General features: G+C 66.1%; 15 protein-coding genes. 7 read left to right on the top strand and 8 right to left on the bottom strand.

Annotated features, from left to right (window positions below):
- The first annotated feature begins 57 nt into the window (after window positions 1–57).
- The 6 genes from HF690_RS10985 to HF690_RS10960 all read left to right on the top strand — a co-directional run bounded on the left by HF690_RS10985 (window position 58) and on the right by HF690_RS10960 (window position 5766).
- Window positions 58–2268 carry a patatin-like phospholipase family protein gene (locus HF690_RS10985; RefSeq protein ID WP_168609467.1) on the top strand — a complete coding sequence of 737 codons (2211 nt, stop codon included), beginning with the start codon at window positions 58–60 and terminating at the stop codon, window positions 2266–2268.
- Between the two features lie 67 nt (window positions 2269–2335).
- Complete coding sequence (locus HF690_RS10980) at window positions 2336–2692, top strand: DUF1304 domain-containing protein (protein ID WP_168609466.1); 357 nt, start codon at window positions 2336–2338, stop codon at window positions 2690–2692.
- A 12-nt stretch (window positions 2693–2704) separates the two neighbouring features.
- Window positions 2705–3124: a hypothetical protein gene (locus tag HF690_RS10975; RefSeq protein ID WP_168609465.1), complete on the top strand. Its 420-nt coding sequence runs from the start codon at window positions 2705–2707 to the stop codon at window positions 3122–3124.
- Between the two features lie 73 nt (window positions 3125–3197).
- Window positions 3198–4079, top strand: coding sequence for an aldo/keto reductase (locus HF690_RS10970; RefSeq protein WP_240151729.1), 882 nt, complete (start codon window positions 3198–3200; stop codon window positions 4077–4079).
- Window positions 4080–4347: 268 nt separating this feature from the next.
- Window positions 4348–4788: an NfeD family protein gene (locus HF690_RS10965; protein ID WP_168609464.1), complete on the top strand. Its 441-nt coding sequence runs from the start codon at window positions 4348–4350 to the stop codon at window positions 4786–4788.
- A gap of 42 nt (window positions 4789–4830) precedes the next feature.
- Window positions 4831–5766 carry an SPFH domain-containing protein gene (locus HF690_RS10960; RefSeq protein ID WP_113063779.1) on the top strand — a complete coding sequence of 312 codons (936 nt, stop codon included), beginning with the start codon at window positions 4831–4833 and terminating at the stop codon, window positions 5764–5766.
- A gap of 134 nt (window positions 5767–5900) precedes the next feature.
- Here the strand turns inward: HF690_RS10960 and HF690_RS10955 are convergent, their stop codons facing one another.
- The 4 genes from HF690_RS10955 to HF690_RS10940 all read right to left on the bottom strand — a co-directional run bounded on the left by HF690_RS10955 (window position 5901) and on the right by HF690_RS10940 (window position 9560).
- Window positions 5901–6788: an alpha/beta hydrolase gene (locus tag HF690_RS10955; protein ID WP_168609463.1), complete on the bottom strand. Its 888-nt coding sequence runs from the start codon at window positions 6786–6788 to the stop codon at window positions 5901–5903.
- An 87-nt stretch (window positions 6789–6875) separates the two neighbouring features.
- Window positions 6876–8006: an oxidoreductase gene (locus HF690_RS10950; RefSeq protein WP_168609462.1), complete on the bottom strand. Its 1131-nt coding sequence runs from the start codon at window positions 8004–8006 to the stop codon at window positions 6876–6878.
- Between the two features lie 91 nt (window positions 8007–8097).
- Window positions 8098–8886, bottom strand: a complete 789-nt coding sequence (locus HF690_RS10945; protein ID WP_168609654.1) for a glutaminyl-peptide cyclotransferase — start codon at window positions 8884–8886, stop codon at window positions 8098–8100.
- A gap of 68 nt (window positions 8887–8954) precedes the next feature.
- Window positions 8955–9560 carry a class I SAM-dependent methyltransferase gene (locus tag HF690_RS10940; RefSeq protein WP_168609461.1) on the bottom strand — a complete coding sequence of 202 codons (606 nt, stop codon included), beginning with the start codon at window positions 9558–9560 and terminating at the stop codon, window positions 8955–8957.
- A 67-nt stretch (window positions 9561–9627) separates the two neighbouring features.
- On the opposite strand from HF690_RS10940, the gene HF690_RS10935 reads away from it, so the two are divergent.
- Window positions 9628–11520, top strand: a complete 1893-nt coding sequence (locus tag HF690_RS10935) for an ATP-binding cassette domain-containing protein (protein WP_168609460.1) — start codon at window positions 9628–9630, stop codon at window positions 11518–11520.
- A gap of 236 nt (window positions 11521–11756) precedes the next feature.
- On the opposite strand, the gene HF690_RS10930 is transcribed toward HF690_RS10935, so the two are convergent.
- The 4 genes from HF690_RS10930 to HF690_RS10915 are packed head-to-tail and all read right to left on the bottom strand — an operon-like array spanning window position 11757 to window position 17231.
- Window positions 11757–13100 (bottom strand): sensor histidine kinase, encoded by a 1344-nt coding sequence (locus HF690_RS10930; protein WP_240151728.1) that lies wholly within the window; start codon window positions 13098–13100, stop codon window positions 11757–11759.
- Window positions 13090–14490 (bottom strand): sigma-54-dependent transcriptional regulator, encoded by a 1401-nt coding sequence (locus tag HF690_RS10925; RefSeq protein ID WP_240151727.1) that lies wholly within the window; start codon window positions 14488–14490, stop codon window positions 13090–13092. Before HF690_RS10925 ends, HF690_RS10930 begins: the two co-directional genes overlap by 11 nt.
- Before the next feature lie 28 nt (window positions 14491–14518).
- Complete coding sequence (locus HF690_RS10920; protein ID WP_168609459.1) at window positions 14519–14791, bottom strand: hypothetical protein; 273 nt, start codon at window positions 14789–14791, stop codon at window positions 14519–14521.
- A gap of 4 nt (window positions 14792–14795) precedes the next feature.
- Window positions 14796–17231: an ABC transporter permease gene (locus HF690_RS10915; RefSeq protein ID WP_168609458.1), complete on the bottom strand. Its 2436-nt coding sequence runs from the start codon at window positions 17229–17231 to the stop codon at window positions 14796–14798.
- Window position 17232 lies beyond the last annotated feature (1 nt).

Genomic DNA, 17232 nt, shown 5'->3' with positions numbered 1-17232 from the left:
CAACAAGCCCGCACGAAGCCGGCACAGGCCGACCGGCAGGGCGCGAGGGGAGTGGACATGCTTCACCGGACCCGAGCCTGGATCGCCGCCGCCATGCTTTTCGGGCTGGCTGCCAGCGCGCATGCGCAACGTCCGAAGACCTGTCTGGTGCTGGGCGGCGGCGGCGCCCGCGGAGCAGCGCACATCGGCGTACTCAAGGTGCTCGAACGCGAGCACGTGCCCATCGACTGCATCGCCGGCACATCAATGGGGGCCATCGTCGGCGGCCTGTACGCGGCCGGCTATTCGGCCGATCAGATTCAGGACATCCTCCAGCGCATCGACTGGAAGGACATGTTCCGCGACGACCCACCCCGCGAGGACCTCCCGATGCGCCGCAAGCGCGACGAGCTGCGCTTCCTGGGCGGCATCGAACTGGGCCTGCACGACGGTCGCATCGCCCTGCCCCGCGGCGTCATTCAGGGCCAGAAGATGCAACTGCTGCTGCGTCGGCTGCTGCTGTCGACACACCAGATACCCGACTTCGACCACCTTCCCATCCCTTTCCGCGCCGTCGCCACCGAAATCGGAACAGGCCGCAAAGTGGTCTTTTCGAAAGGCGATCTGGCCCTGGCCATCCGCGCCAGCATGTCCGTGCCGGGCGCCTTTGCGCCCATCCGCTATCGCGGCCACCTGATGGTCGACGGTGGCATGGTCGACAACGTGCCCATCGACCTGGCCCGCGAGATGGGCGCGCAGCGAATGATCGTGGTCGACGTCAGCCAGCCGCTTGCCGCCGAGAAGGAACTGAATTCGCCCTTCCACATCGCCAATCAGATGCTGACCGTGATGATGAAACGCGAGACCGACAAGCAACTGGCCACGCTCGGTCCCGACGACATCCTGATCACGCCGGCGCTGGGCGACTTGACCAGCGCCAGTTTCGACCGGGCGTCGCAGGCCATCGAACTCGGCGAACAGGCCGCACAGAAGAGCGCTTCGTCCTTGCAACGGGACGCGGTGGATGTGGCCACCTATGCCCGCTTCGCCGCAGCGCATCATCCAGCGCCCTTCGATCCGCCGCTGATCGCATTCCTGGATGTGCTTCACGATGGCAGCCGCACATCGGGTTACATCGAGCAACGCCTCTCCGACGAAGTCGGCCGGCGTTTCGACCCGCGCCGGCTGGACAAGGCCATCGGCCGCGCCTACGGCTACGGCACCTACCAGCGCATCGCCTACGACCTGGAAGAACGGGACGGCAAGACCGGACTGAAAGTGGAGCCGGTCGACAAGGACTGGGGACCGAACTACCTGCGCTTCGGCATGCGCCTTTCCGACAACTTCGCCGGACGAAACAGCTACCGATTGTTCACCGAAGCCAACCTGACCGGTCTCAACGACCATGGCGGCCAACTGCGCAACCGCGTGCAGCTGGGCGAAGTGACTGAACTGTTCAGCGAATTCCTGCAGCCATTCGGCAAACGCGGGCGTTTCTACGTTGCACCCTATCTGCAATACAGGGCCTACGATGTCCCGCTGCAAGGCGGCGGCTCGATCAATTACGCCGAATACCGCCAGCACCGCAGCCGCGCCGCACTGGAACTGGGCTGGACACCCAACGCGATGTGGCAGCTTTCCGCCGCCCTGGAACGCGGCCACGACAGTACGCGCCTGCGCGTAGGACTGCCCGTCTTTCCCAACTTCTCCTCGGACTTCGGCGGCGTGCTGCTGCGCGTGTCGCATGATTCCCTGGACAGCTCCGCCTTCCCTTCCCGCGGCACACGCCTGGACCTGTCCCAGGAAATCCTTCTGCGTCAGCTGGGTTCCCCGGATACCCAGCGCATCAGTCGCCTGCGCTGGGATACAGCCCTGTCGTCCGGCGCCAACCATTTGCTGCTGGGCGCAAGCGCCCATTCGGCCAGCGGGTCCCCTCGTGACATCCGCTTCATCGACTACGGCGCTCTCGGCGGCCTGACCCACCTTTCCGGTTATGCGGACAACCAGATCTATGCACGACAGACGGCTCTGGCGCGCGCGGTCTACTATCGCCGACTGACCAACGCGCAGCACCTGTTCAGCGTCCCGGTCTATCTGGGCGGAAGCCTGGAAGCGGGCGGCGATTGGGACAAACGCAGCCAGATCGGTCGCGACCCGATTTTCGCGGGAAGCCTGTTCCTCGGCATCGATACCTACCTGGGGCCCATCTTCCTCGGCTACGGACAGGCCCAGGGCGGTCACCGCGCGCTCTATCTGACTTTCGGTTCGCTGTTGCGCAGCGACGAATGAAAGCGCCACCCGAACGCGAATGGCATGATGCCGTCATTCGCGTTCACCACGCATGAGGGATCAACGCATGTCCACAAGCGCCGACATCCTGGTGAGTCTGATCGCCGTGCTGCACGGGGGCTTTCTGATTCTCGAAATGTTCCTGTGGACTACACCGGTCGGTCGCCGCGTATTCGGCTTGCGCCACGAGCAGGCGCAAGCGACCCGCGTGCTCGCCGCCAACCAGGGGCTGTACAATGGCTTTCTCGCCGCAGGACTGATCTGGGGACTGGTCGACAACGCGCATGGGCTGGCGATCAAGACGTTCTTTCTGGCCTGCGTGGTCCTCGCCGGACTGTTCGGCGGCTTCACTGCCAATCGCCGCATTATCGTGGTCCAGGCGCTGCCGGCCGCGGTGGCGCTGTTCCTGATGTGGATGGCCTGAACGTTCGTGCACATGTTGCTGCTTGGCGGAATGCTCGCTGCCAGCGGCACGCCATCGCGGACATTCCCGGCACATGCCGCATTCGAAGCACTCGAACACGCGACCTTCCCCGGCGGGTATGCGTATACGTGCATCCGCGTCGATGATCGCGACCCCTCGCCCGCCTTGCTGAAACGGGTGCAGCGCAACGTACCCGGCGCCGTTCCCGCCTCGGCCTGCACCGCAGCATCGGTGCCCGTGACCTATCGCCTCACCGGCGAGCACGCCGTGCTGATCAGCACATCCCATTTTCATCGGACCGAAGCAGATCGCGCGGAAGCGAATCTCGACATCCACGCGGGGCCGATGGCCGGCAATGGGTATACCGTGTACTTCCGGCTCGTCGCCGGTCGCTGGCAATGGGTCGGCACGAAGATGCGCTGGGCGTCGTAAACGACATCACTGGACGCTTGAGAGCGCTCCGACCGATTGCGACACTGAGCGACCGATCCCGCAGCGAACGCGCATGAACACCATGGACAAAACCCTGCTCTCCCCCATCGTCGCCGGCATGTGGCGCATGGCCGAGTGGAATCTGGATGTGCCGGCGCGCGTGCGCTGGATCGAGCAGGCGTTAGAGCTGGGCATCCATACGTTCGACCATGCCGATATCTACGGCGACCACGCGGTCGAGACGCTGTTCGGCGAAGCGCTGAAGGCATCGCCTTCGCTGCGCGCGTACCTGCGCATCGTCACCAAATGCGGCATCCGGCTGAAGTCGACACAGCGCGGTGTGGCCGTGCAGCACTACGACACTTCGCCTGCATATGTGCGCGCGCAGGTCGAAGCGTCGCTGCGCAAGCTGCATGTCGATCAACTGGACCTGGTCCTGATCCATCGCCCGGACTATCTGATGGACGCCGAAATGCTGGCCGGGACCTTCGCCGCGCTCACGAACGAAGGCAAGGTCGCGCACTGGGGCGTGTCCAACCACACCACAAGCCAGTTCGAGTTGTTGCAGGCACATCACCCGCTGGTCACCAACCAGATCGAACTGTCGCCGCTGCATCTCGATGCGCTGGACGACGGCACGCTGGACCAGGCGCAACGGCTGGGGCTGCGGCCGATGATCTGGTCGCCGCTCGGCGGCGGTCGGCTTTTCACCGGCGAGGACGAGACCGCCGTGCGCGTGCGCGACGTGATGCAGCCGATGGCCGAACGGCTCGGCGTGTCGCTGGCGACGCTGGCCTATGCGTGGATGCTTCGCCATCCGTCCCGTCCGCACCCGATCACCGGAAGCGGCCGCATCGACGGTCTGCGCGATGCCGTGGCGGCACTCGACGTACCCCTTTCCACCGAAGACTGGTACGCGATCTGGACCGCCAGCACCGGACACCCCGTGCCCTGAATCACTACTGCCGCAAGGGTGCGCGCAATGCACGCTCGCGGCGCACCACCGCCACGCGGACATCGCTTTCGACACACGCTGCACACGCTTCGAACAGCGTGTGTCGAAGACCTACGCAGGCACGCGGCGCACCCCCACGGAACCGCCCGGAATCGCCCCCGAAAATCCGGCAACGGCGCCCCATTTGCGGTAAAATACACACCTGCCTGATTCCCTAGCAGCGCACCCTCGAACGCGCCCGCAGAATCGGTGCGAAGGAGGGGGAACCATGAACGCTTCGCAGATGCTCGGCACCGCCTTGCTGGTGGTCGGCGCGATCGTCGCCGTGTCCGAAATGCACACACTCACCATCTATCTGATTGCCGTGGCGGTCGCCTGCTTCGTCGGCGCCGGCGCAGCCTTTGCCGGCGCAAGCCTGCCCATGACCCTGGGCATCACGGCGGTGGTCGCCGTGCTGGGCATGCCCGTGGCGCACTGGATGCGCGGCCGCTTGCGCAATCATGCGTCCGAGCACGTCACTCATGACGATGTCGGACGTACCGTGCAGGTCACGTCGATCAACGACGATCACCTGCGCGTGTCCTACCGCGGCACTGCCTGGCACGCGCGCATGCAGGACGCATCCGCCGCCACGCCGCATCCTGGCCAGACCCTGCGCATCGTCGCCCGCGACGGCAACGTGCTGGTCCTGGCCGCCGACGCTGCATAACCGCAGCGCGGCCTTCCATTTCTTTTTGACAAGGAGAGCTCCATGTCCGTGAGTCTTGTTTTCGCCATCGTCCTGGTGGTGATCGCGCTTACCCTGATCAGCCGCGGCCTGCGCATCGTGCCGCAGCAGCACGCCTGGGTGGTCGAACGTCTCGGCCGTTTCCATCGCGTGCTGGAACCCGGCCTCAATCTGCTTATTCCGATTGTCGACAACGTCGCCTACAAGTTCGATCTGCGCGAGACGCCGATGGACGTCGAAAAGCAGGTCTGTATCACCAAGGACAACACGCAGATTTCCATCGACGGCGTGCTGTATCTGCAGATCACCGACCCCAAGGCGGCCGCCTACGGCACTTCCGACCCGATGTCCTCGGTCGAGCAGCTGGCGCAGACCATCATGCGTTCGGACGTCGGCAAGAAGCAGCTCGACGAAGTGCTGTCCTCGCGCACCGAATTGAACGAATCGATCGTCAGCGAGCTGGACCGCGCCGCCACCAACTGGGGCGTGAAAGTGCTGCGCTACGAAATCCGCGACATCAACCCGCCGCAGGAAGTGATCCGCGCGATGGAACTGCAGATCACCGCCGAACGCCAGAAACGCGCGCTGATCGCCAAGTCCGAGGGCGAAAAGCAGCAGGCGGTGAACGTGTCCGAGGGCGAACGCCAACAGCAGATCAACCGTGCCGAAGGCGCCAAACGCGCCAAGATCCTGCAGGCCGAGGGCGACGCCCAGGCCGTGACCACCGTGGCCGAAGCCACTGCCCGCGCGCTGGCGACCGTCGGCGCCGGACTGCAGCAGGCCGGCGCACAGGACGCCATGAAGATGCAGGTGGCGCAGGACTTCATCAGCCAGTGGGGCGGCATCGCCAAGGAGTCCAACGTGATGATCGTGCCATCGGACATGGGCGATCTGTCCAAGGTCGTCGGCACCGCGTTCAAAATTGTCGACGGTGTAAAGCCCGCAAGTGCGGCGAACTGATCCCGCTTCGACCGCACATCAAGAAAAAGGCGCCCGATTCGGGCGCCTTTTTCGTAAGCGGTTGTAGATCCGCTTCTTCAACGTTCTGCCGGATGCGTCGAACACATCCGCGACCGCTATGCTGTCTGACCGGCTCATTCGGTCCCCGCGTCGTCCGACGCGAACTGCTCGTCCAGCCATTCGCCCAACTGCGCGAACACGCGGCTGCGCGCCGGCTCGGCCTCATTGAAGATTTCGTGATACAGCCCGTCGAGCACTCGGCCGTCCAGCCTCGACGGCGGACCCGCGGCAATGAAGTCGCAACTTCCCGAGGCATCGACCAGATGATCGTCACCGGCAGCCAACAACAACGCCGGCACGGAGAGATCATCGGCCTGCGCGATGCAGTAAGCGCCGGAACGGAAGATGAAATCGGCCAGTCGCGGCGTGATGCGGTTGTCGCAGTTCGGATCGTCGTCGTAGAACGGTGCCACCGCGGCGTCATGGGACAGGTACTGTCGCTTGAGTCCGTTTCGAAGCGGAAGATTCGGCATCACGCTCGCGAGCACACCGGCCAGACGCTGCATCAAGGCCGACTCGTGACTGCGGAACGCCGGCGAGGAGAGCACCATCGCCGACGGTCGTACCCGCCCTTCGAGCACGGCATGCGCCGCGACCAGTCCACCCATGCTGTGCCCGAACAGTAGCGGCGGCGTTTCGAAGTCGATGGCGTACGCGGCGTACATCGCCGCCAGATCGGTCAGCAGATCGTCGCTGCGCCGCAAGGCGCCGCGCGGCCCAGGTGACTGTCCGTGACCGCGTTGATCGTAGCTGCAGACATCCCAACCGCGGCCGGAAAACCAGGCAGCGATGTGCCGGTAGCGGCCGCTGTGCTCGCCCAGTCCGTGCACCAGAAGCACGCCTCGCTGCGTGGAAGGGTCCGGCCAGCGACGACGGAAAAGCAGCTGACCGTCGGCCATCCGCACATGATCGAACTGTCCCTGCGGTCCCGGCAGCGGGTCGGCGCGCAATGCAGTGTTCATCGAATCGCCCTCGATGGCTCCGGACCGATCATCCTATGTCGCGCGCGTAACGCCAACTTCCTGCGCGGATGTGGCGAACAGAGAGAGTCAGTCCGGCACGCTGCGCAAAGCGACTGCCGCTGATTGCAGTGCGGGAAAACCTGCCTGCGCCGCCGCCCACTCCTCGGAACTCAGATCCAGATCTTCGCTGGCACCGGCACGTGCCGATTTCGCACCGGCCTCGAGCACGGCCATGAGCGCAAGCGCCTGCACCGGTGTAACTGGAGGCTGCGCAATGCCAAGGACGGCGTCACGCACGGCAGCATAATAAAGACGATGATCGCCGGACGGTGCAGCCAGGGAAACCTGTTCGCCGTTGCCATCGGTGAGCCGCAGCGGATCGGAATCTTCTCCCCACCCCTCCGCGCCCGGCCGCATGCCTTCTCGCAACTGGGTCTCCTGCGGGTCGGCAGCCTGCTTGCAAAGACTGCCGCGCTCGCCATGCACCAGAAACCGGGGCGTGTCGCCCGCCACCAACATGCCGGCGTGCAGGATCACCTGCAGCACGCCGTAATCGAGCACCGCGTGAAACCAGTCGTCGACCACACCTCCGCTGCGTTGCGCCAGGCGGTGCAGCGTGACGCGTTGAGGCAGCCCGAACAGCACCAGTGCCTGATCGATCAGATGCGGGCCGAGGTCGAACCAGAGTCCGGCGCCCGGCACGGCCTGTTCGCGCCAGCGCTCGCGCACCTCGGGACGGAAACGATCGATGCGCGATTCGAACTGCACCACGCGACCGATCCGCCCGGCGGCAATGGCCTCGCTCACGGCGAGAAAATCACTGTCCCAGCGCCGGTTCTGGAACACCGAAAGCACGCACCCCGACTCCTTCGCCAGTCGCGTCACGTGGCGAGCCTGCGCCAGGTCCAGCACGAAGGGCTTGTCCACGACCACATGCTTGCCCGCGCGCAAGGCCGCCTCGGCCAAGGGCGCATGCGCCGCATTGGGGGCGGCGATCACAACCAGATCGACATCCTCGTGCGCGATCAGCGCCGCCGCATCGGCCACGACTTCCGCATGCGGGATGTCGCGCTGCACCTGCACCGGCTGACTGGATGCCACCACCGCGACGTCCATGCCATCCACAGCGCCGATCAACGGCGCATGAAAAGTGCAGCCGGCGTAGCCGTAACCGATCAGACCGACGCGAAGAGGGCGGGATGCATTGGGAGTACTCATGTTGTGATCGTGCCCGCTTCCGCGCGCCGAAGCGAGTGCACGGCGCACACGGACATGCGCTTGCAATCGTCATCCACGCACGATGCGCCCGTCATCGTCCGAGCCGAAGCGCCGCCACGCGCCGTTGCCGCGGCGGCACCAGGCGAATCTGGAACAGCGTCGGCCAGCACTTGCCGGTCACGAACAGCCGCCTGTGCTCGGCATCCCAGGCGATCCCGTTGAGCACATCGTCCTCGGGATTGGGCAGCTTGCTCACATCCAGCAATCCTTTCAGCTCGATCCAGCCGACGACGTGCCCGGTGGCCGGATCGATGCGCGCGATGCGTGTGGACTGCCAGATGTTGGCGAACAACTGGCCGTCGACCCACTCCAGCTCATTGAGGTTGTGCACCGGCTGGCCGTCCGCAGTGACATGGATCGTGCCGATCTGGCGCAGCGTGTCCGCATCGAGCACGCGCAGATTCGGCGTGCCGTCGCTCATGTACAGCCGGTCACCGTGCCGTGTCAGCGCCCAGCCCTCGCCGGGATAACGGAACAGGCGCACGGGCTTGAGCGTATGCAGGTCGTAGACCAGGCCCATGTGCTGACGCCAGGTCAGCTGGATCAGACGATCCTTCCAGGCGACGATGCCCTCGCCGAAGATCTTCGGTGGCAGCCAGGACTGCTGTACAACCTTGCCACTGCGTAGCGCGACCTTGCGCACGGACGAAGCGCCCTCCATGCCAGTGCTCTCGTAGAGAAACCCGTCCCGGTAGAACAGCCCTTCGGTGAACGCATTGCTGTCGTGCGGATACCGGTGCACGACCTTGAAGCCGTAGACCGGAATCGCCGCGTACAGCGGCGACGACGCAAGCAACAGGATCGACAGCACCGCCAGCATCGAGCGGACGGCGATGCGTCCGCATACCGGGCCGCGCCGCGGACCAGGGCTCACCGCACGCTTCGCGTTCACGCAACCGCCGGCTTGCGCGCCACCAGGTCGATCAGCGCGGACATGCCCTCATGCCGCCCCTCGTGCAACTCGGCGTCGTAACTGGCCAGGTGCTCGATCTGCAGGTCCGCGAAGGCTTCGCGCAGCATCGGTTCGGTGTACATGTTCTCCGCCTCGGGCGGGCCGCCGGTGCCGTACTCCAGCTGCTCGGGACGGTAGCCCTGCAACAGCAGCAGACCGCCCGGCTTGAGCGCGCGCTGCATGTCCGCGAACATCCGCGCGCGGAAATCCGGGTCGGCAAACTGGATGAAGATGCCCGCAATCACGTCGAAGCGCTCGCGGCCGAAATCCCAGTTCGCCAGATCCGCCAGCTCGTAGCGCAGCTGCACGCCGCGCTCGGCGGCCAGTCGTCGGCTCTTGTCCAGCCCGACCTGCGAGCCGTCCACGGCCAGCACGTCCAGCCCCTGCTCGGCCAGCCATACGCCGTTGCGGCCGTCGCCATCGGCCACCGCCAGGGCCGTGCCCTGCTTCGGCAGACGCGACTGCTGCGCGACCATGAACGCGCTCGGCGCCGTGCCGAACAGGTAGCCGTCGCCGGCATAGCGCTCGTTCCAGTCCACCATGAACGTTTCTCCTTGCGTGGGGGGAATCGTGCGCATTCTACGCGTCCGACCCCGGTACAATGACGTCATGTCCCTGATTCAACTTCTCAAGGTCGACTACAGCGTCGGCGGCCCCTTGCTGCTCGACGGCATCGACTTCACCCTGGAAAGCAACGAACGCGTCTGCGTGGTCGGTCGCAACGGGGCCGGCAAATCCACGCTACTGCGGCTGCTGGACGGCACCATCGTGCCTGACGACGGCGAAATTCGCCGCCAGACCGGCATTCGCGTGGCGCGCCTGACCCAGGAAGTGCCGCAGGATGCCGACGGAAGCGTGTTCGACGTGGTTGCCTCCGGACTGGGCGATCTGGGCGCGCAGCTGGCCGCCTTCCACCACGCCGCCCACGAAGGCGACACCGAGGCCATGGCCCGCGCGCAGGAACGCATCGAGGCCGGTCACGGCTGGGATCTGGACACTCGCGTCAGCCAGACCCTGTCGCGCCTGGAGCTCGACGGCGACGCCGACTTCGCCGCGCTGTCCGGCGGCATGAAGCGCCGCGTGCTGCTGGCGCAGGCTCTGGTGTGTGCGCCCGACGTGCTGCTGCTGGACGAGCCGACCAACCATCTCGACATCGAAGCCATCGACTGGCTGCAGGAGTTCCTGCGCAACTTCAGCGGCAGCATCGTGTTCGTCACCCATGACCGCCGCTTCCTGCGCCAGCTGGCCACGCGCATCGTCGAAATCGATCGCGGCCGACTCACCGACTGGCCCGGCGACTACGACAACTACCTGCGCCGGCGCGAGGAACGCGCCCACGCCGAAGCCCAGGCCAACGCCCTGTTCGACAAGCGCCTGGCGCAGGAGGAAGCGTGGATCCGCCAGGGCATCAAGGCCCGCCGTACCCGCAACGAGGGCCGCGTGCGCGCGCTGAAGGCGCTACGCGCCGAACGCGCCGAACGCCGCGAGAAGACCGGCACCGCGAAGATGCAGCTGGCCGACGCGCAGGCCTCGGGCCGCAAGGTCATCGAGGCGAAGGACATCACCTTCCGCTACGGCGACCGCGTGCTGGTGAAGGACTTCTCCACTACCGTGATGCGCGGCGACCGCATCGGCATCATCGGCCCCAACGGCGCCGGCAAGACCACACTGATCCGCCTGCTGCTCGGCCAGAACGCACCCGACCACGGCAGCGTGAAGATCGGCCAGGGCCTGGAAGTGGCCTACTTCGACCAGCACCGCGCGCGCCTGGACGAAAATCTCAGCGCCGCCGACAACGTCGCCGAGGGCCGCGAATTCATCGAACTCAACGGCAAGCGCACCCACATCATGGGTTACCTGCAGGACTTCCTGTTCGCGCCCGAACGCGCCCGCGCACCGATCACGCGGCTGTCCGGCGGCGAACGCAACCGCCTTCTGCTGGCCAAGCTGTTCGCCCAGCCGTCCAACCTGCTGGTGATGGACGAACCCACCAACGATCTCGACGTCGAGACGCTGGAGCTGCTGGAAGACCTGCTGGCCGACTACAAGGGCACGCTGCTCCTGGTCTCGCACGACCGTGAATTCCTCGACAACGTGGTCACCAGCACCCTGGTGATGGAAGGCAACGGCCACATCGGCGAATACGTCGGCGGCTATGCCGACTGGCTGCGCCAGCGTCCGCAAGCCCGTTCCCCCGACGCAACCCGGGCCCCCGCGAAAGTCACGCCGCCATCCGAGACAGACGCAAGCAGTCCTGCGCAACGAAAGGACAGCAAACAACCCGCGCGCAAGCTCAGCTACAAGGACCAGCGTGAACTGCAACAGCTGCCCGCCCGCATCGAGCAACTGGAGACCGACATCGCCGCGCGCACCGAAGCGATGAACGACCCCGGCTTCTACCAGCAGGACAGCGATGCCATTGTCGCCGCCAACGAGGCGCTCGCCGCCCTGCAGAGCGAACTGGAATCCGCCTACGCCCGCTGGGAAGAACTAGAGGACTGAACGACCCCGCGAATCAAGACAGCGCGTCTGCAGCAGACGTTGCCCGATGCTGCAGGAAGACGGCGGGTGCCAGATCGCCCCTGGCCAATCGAGCAGACGCTGGCCGACTTGCACGTCGCACGCCGCCGCCGAACCACGCCACCGGTCCGCAGGCCGCGCTGAAACCGCCGCGCAACGCTCGCTAGCGCTGACGACCAACGTGACATGGCGCATGCACCTGTCGGCATGGACACGCATCAGCCGACCGGGAGCCAGATCCGCGCAAGCGCCCCGCGCGCGTCCTTTCTCGCCACCAGACTGACGCCGCCCTCATGGGCCTCGGCGATCTGGCGCACCAGCGCCAGCCCGATACCGGAGCCGCCCGGCTTGGTGGTGAAGAACGGCACGAAGAGATTGTCGCTGCGCGGCGGACCCGGCCCATTGTCGATGACTTCGATCAGCGCTCGTGCGTCCTCGCGCCGCCAACGCACGCGCACGAGACCGCCCTCGGCCGGCGCCGCCTCGACCGCGTTGCGCAACAGGTTGATCAATGCCTGCTCGATCTGGTCAGGGTCGGCCTGCACCCGCAGTGCTTCGCCGTCTTCCACCTGCACCGGGCAGCGCTGCTGCAAGTGCGCGGCCTTCTTCGCCAGCTGCGCCAGATCGACGTCGCGCATGTTCGGCGAAGGCAGACGCGCCAGACTGCTGTATCCGGCCAGGAAGCGCGCAAGCGCGCCAGCGCGCTTGCCGATCACGTCCAGTCCGGTCCGGAAGTCTTCGCGCCAGTCGTCCGGCAACGGATCGCGCGCGGCCAGCGTGGCGAGGGTGTCGGCCATGGACTGGATCGGCGCCAGCGAATTGTTGACCTCGTGCCCCAACACGCGCAGCAAGCGCTGCCAGGCCTGTCGCTCTTCCTCGCGCAGCACTCGGCCGACGTCGTTCACGACCAGCAGCCGCCCGCCGCGTCCGCCGCTACGCAGCGGTGCATGACGCACCTCGAAACGACCGGTACGACCCGGAAACGCACGGGTGATGGTCTGAATGGGCGGTGCATCCAGCAGTGCGGCCAGCCCCAACTCGGCCGCGCTCGCCCCGAACAGGCGATGCTTTTCGGCATTGAGCAACTGCTGCCCGGCCGGATTCACCAGACGTAGGCAGCGCGACTCGTCGAAGACAAACACCGCACTGTCCAGCGCCGCCAGCGTCTTGCTCAGCAGATACGAGGACTCCTCGAATTCCAACCGCTCCCGCTGCAGACGCTCGGCGAGCCGATTGACATCGTCAGTCATGTCGCCGAGCACACTTCCGCGGGTACCGCGCAGGCTGTAATCGCCCTGCCGCAGCGCCTCGATCAGGCTCGACAAGGTGTACATCGGATGGATCACGCGGCGGTACTGCCATCGTGCGACCCATGCAGTCAAAGCCAGCACCGCTAGCGCGGACGGCACGATCCACCGCGCACCCGGCAGTCCGAAGGTCAACACACCCACCAACGCCAACAGCGCCGGCGCGGCGATCAGCAGGCCGCCGTAAAGCACGCGCGCCTCGAAACGCGGCATCTGCCCGCGCGTGCGCGGCGTCGGGGTGGAGTCAGTCGGCATGTCCCGCAGTATCGCGCAAACCGTGCTTTTCCATGCGTCGATACAGTGTCTGCCGGGTGATGCCCAGCGCGTCGGCGGCCTGCTGCAGGTTGCCTTCGTGACGCTCCAGCGCGCGCTGCACCAGCACCGCCTCGGCCTGATCCAGCGTCATGCCTTCGAAATCTCTTCCGCCGCCAGCATCGACTTCGCCCGGCGCGCCGAACGTCAACGCCGCCGCGCTGACCTGATCGTGCTCGGCCAGCAGCGCCGCGCGTTCCATGAGGTGCTGCAATTCGCGCACGTTGCCGGGCCAGCGCCAGGCCAGCAGCGCGCGTTCGGCCGAAGCGGTCAGATGCAGTGGATCGCGTCCGTGCCGCGCGGCGCTTCGCGCAAGAAAGGCACGCGCCAGCGGCGGGATGTCGTCGCGCCGCTCGCGCAACGGAGGCAGCCGCACTTCCAGTGTGTTGAGGCGATACAGCAGATCCTTGCGGAATCGCCCGGCCGCGACCTCCGCGTCCAGGTCTGCGTTGGTCGCCGACACCAGCCGCACGTCGGTGGACTGTGTCCGCGAGCAACCGAGCCGCTCGAATTCGCCATCTTCCAGGACACGCAGCAGCTTGGGCTGCTGCGAAGCCGGCACGTTGCCGACCTCATCCAGAAACAGCGTGCCGCCATCGGCCAGTTCGAAGCGACCAATGCGCTCGCCCTTGGCGTCGGTGTAGGCGCCGCGCACGTGACCGAACATCTCCGACTCGAACACGCTCTCGGCGATGCCGCCCATGTTGACCTTGACCAGCGAGCGTTCCGCGCGCGGCGAAAGCGCATGAATGCGCTGCGCGATCACGCCCTTGCCGGTGCCGTTCTCGCCCAGCACCAGCACATTCGCATCACTGGGTGCGATACGTGCGATCAGATCCAGCACACGTCGCATCGGCGCCGATTCGGCAATCAGCGCGTCCGGCTCGTCACCCCGAAGGAGCGCATTCTCGGCCTCCAGGCGTCGCTGCCGGCGCGCGCTCTCGCCCAGCGCGATCTGCGCGCGAAGCACACCCATCAGACGCATGTTCTCCCACGGCTTCTCGATGAAATCGGCTGCCCCCAGACGCATCGCCTCGACCGCCAGCGGCACATTGCCCCAGGCCGTCATCACGATCACCGGCATCTCCGGCACGTGCTGGCGAAGCTGTTCGAGCAGCTCCAACCCTTCCTCACCGGACGTTGTGTCCCGGGTGTAGTTGAGATCGATCAGTGCGGCGTCGAAGCTGCGACGGCGCGCCTGCTCCAGCGCCGTCGCCGGACCATCCACACCAACCGCACCCATGCCCTCGGCCTTCAACAACATGCGCAGCGCTTCGCGCACGTCGGCCTGATCGTCGGCAACCAGCACGCTGGGGTTCGTCGGGCGCTTCATGACTTCATCCATCTTCGCAGTGTAGTGCTCACTCGTAACGCAGCGCGACCGCCCAGGCCACGCGCAGGTCGCGTAGCATCGGCACCAGCGTGGGGAATGCGGAAATGCCGATCAACGCCGCCAGTACCGGCACGAACACGCCCAGGTCGTGGGCACGAGTGCGCAGCCCCGGATCGGCCAGCAGCTTCGACCCCGGCCAGAACAACCCCAGCCCGACGCCCATCACGGCCACCGCCGGCAAGGTGTATCCCGGCCGCCTCGACAGACGCCTTCCGGTCTGACGCACTTCCCGGGTCAACATCAGATCACTCTCCGCGCAAGGCATGCATGGGCGGCGTGCGCGCCGCGCGCAATGCCGGAATCAGGCAGGCCGCCAAACTCGCCAGCACCAGCAGCACCGCGACCACGATCATCGCGGCGGGATCGAGCACCCCGCTGCGCCCGAGCAATTCCAGCATCACGCTACGCAGCGGACGCGCAACGCCGAGCGTTACCGCGAAGCCGAGCACCAGTCCCGCGCCGACCTGGAGCAGGCCGCCGCGCAGCACCCACGCAAGCAGTGTCGAGGGCCTGGCTCCCAGCGCCATGCGCACACCGATTTCCTGCTCCCTCGCCGCCACCGACACCGCCATCACCGCATACAGGCCGGCGCTGGCCAGCGCCAGGGCGAGCACCGCGAACACGCCGATCAGCAGCAGATTCATGCGCACGTCCGCCGTCTGCGCGTCGACGATGGAACGCAACGTGCGCAGGTGTGCGATCGGCTGTGTCGGCGCCACACTGGCCACGACCCGGCGAACCATGTCGCGATCATGCATCGGCTCGCCCTGCACACGCAGCGCGAAGCGCATCGGTTCGAAGTAGCGGAACGCATTGATCAGCGTATCCGGCGCCTGCGCCAGCGGCACGTACAAGATCGGCGGCTGCGAGCCGAGCGGACCGTACTGGCTGGTGCTGTCCACCACACCGACGATACGTGCCTCGACGACGCCCTTGTCCACGTCCATGTCGATCAGCTTACCCAGCGCCTTGCCACCGTACTCGCGGTCGGCCAGCACGCGGTTGATGATCGCCACCGGTTCGCCGCCGCGGATGTCCTGCGCATTAAACGCCCGCCCCTTGCGCACGGCGATATCGAACGTCGCGAAGAAACCGGGACTGATCGCGCGGAATTGCGTGCTGCCGAAACGCTCGCCGCCGGGACGATGCACCGTGCCGATGTTGAATTGCTGCCCAACTGGCAAGTTCGTGGTCACCACGGCCGCACGCACGCCCGGTTGCATGCGCAACCGATCCAGCACCTGCTGCGACAGATGCTGGACACTCTGCGCATCGGGGTAGGTCGCCTTCACCGGTGCCAGTTCGAAGGTCAGGATGCCGCGATCGGAAAAACCGAGCTGAGTCCGCGCCGCATCGTAGAGCGTATGCAAGAACACGCAGGCGGCCACCAGCAGCACCGTCGCCAGCGTCACCTGCGTCACCACCAGCAGTCGCCCCAGACGCTGGTCGCCGCGCCCGATACCGTTGCGCCCTCCCTCGCGCAAACGGTCGACGTCGCCCAGCCTGCCACTACGCCATACACCCAAACCCGCGGCAATCAGCGCGGCCGCCACGCCGGCCAGGAACGCCAGCGTCAGCGTGCCCGTGTCGAGCACAGCGGCGCTCAGGTCCACCACGTCGGTCGACACCACATGTCGCAGCAGACGCAGTCCGAAGTCCGCCATCAGTACGCCGAGCAGCGACGCAAGCAGACCGACCAGCACGGCGTCGGCCAGCGCCGGCAGTGCCTGCCGCCACGCCGACGCACCCAGCGCGCGGCGCACGGCACCGTCATGGCCTCGCGCCAACGCGCGTAGCAGCATCAAATTCCCCAGATTCACCAGTGCGATCAGCAGCACCAGCAGCGCGCTAGCCATGAATAGCAGCAGCACGCCGCGCTGTCCCGCGTGCTGGTTGTCGTGCAGACTGATGGCGCGAAACTGCCGACGGCTGTACCACGCACGCGCCTGCGCTGACATGTCGCTCTGTTCGTACAGCGGGCGAACCCGTGCTTCGACCTGGGCCGACACCGAGGCCAGGCTCACGCCCGGCTTCAAGCGGACAACGGTGAGGAAGTTGGTGCCGTTGTCCCGGCTGTTGGTCGAAAAAGCCGTCGGCAACACCAACGAAGTCTTGCCGAACAGATCGAATCCCTGCGGCAGCACGCCGATCACGGTATGCGGCGCCCCCTCGATGGAAAGCTGCTGCCCGATCACGCCACGATCCGCACCGTAATAGCGCTGCCAGAAGGTGTAGCTGAGCATCACCGCCGGCGCGCCATGCGGGCGATCCTCGTCCGCTGTGAAAGTGCGGCCCAGGAACGGCGTCACGCCCAGTGTCGGTAGCAGATGGCGGTCAGCGAGCATCGTAGGCACCTGCACCGGATGCCCCTCGACGAACACATTGGACGGCGCCAGCGAAGTACCGATGCCCATCGACGCCACGCCCTGCATGCCCTGCAGATGTTGGTACATCTGCGGCGAAGTCGACGCCATGCCATTGGCCAGAATCATGCCGACAGCAGCCAGACGTTGTGCCTGCGGATACGGTAAGGGCTGCATCAGCGTGCCCCGGATCAGCGCGAACACCGCAGTGCTCGAACCGATGCCCAACGCCAGCACCGTGGTCGCCAGCAGCAGGAATCCGGGTCTGCGCAGACTCGCGCGCCACGACCGCAGAATCTCGTTGAACACGATGCTCATG

The sequence above is a fragment of the Oleiagrimonas citrea genome (assembly GCF_012395255.1).
Lineage (GTDB): Bacteria > Pseudomonadota > Gammaproteobacteria > Xanthomonadales > Rhodanobacteraceae > Oleiagrimonas > Oleiagrimonas citrea.
This window is presented reverse-complemented; position numbering and strand designations above follow the sequence as displayed.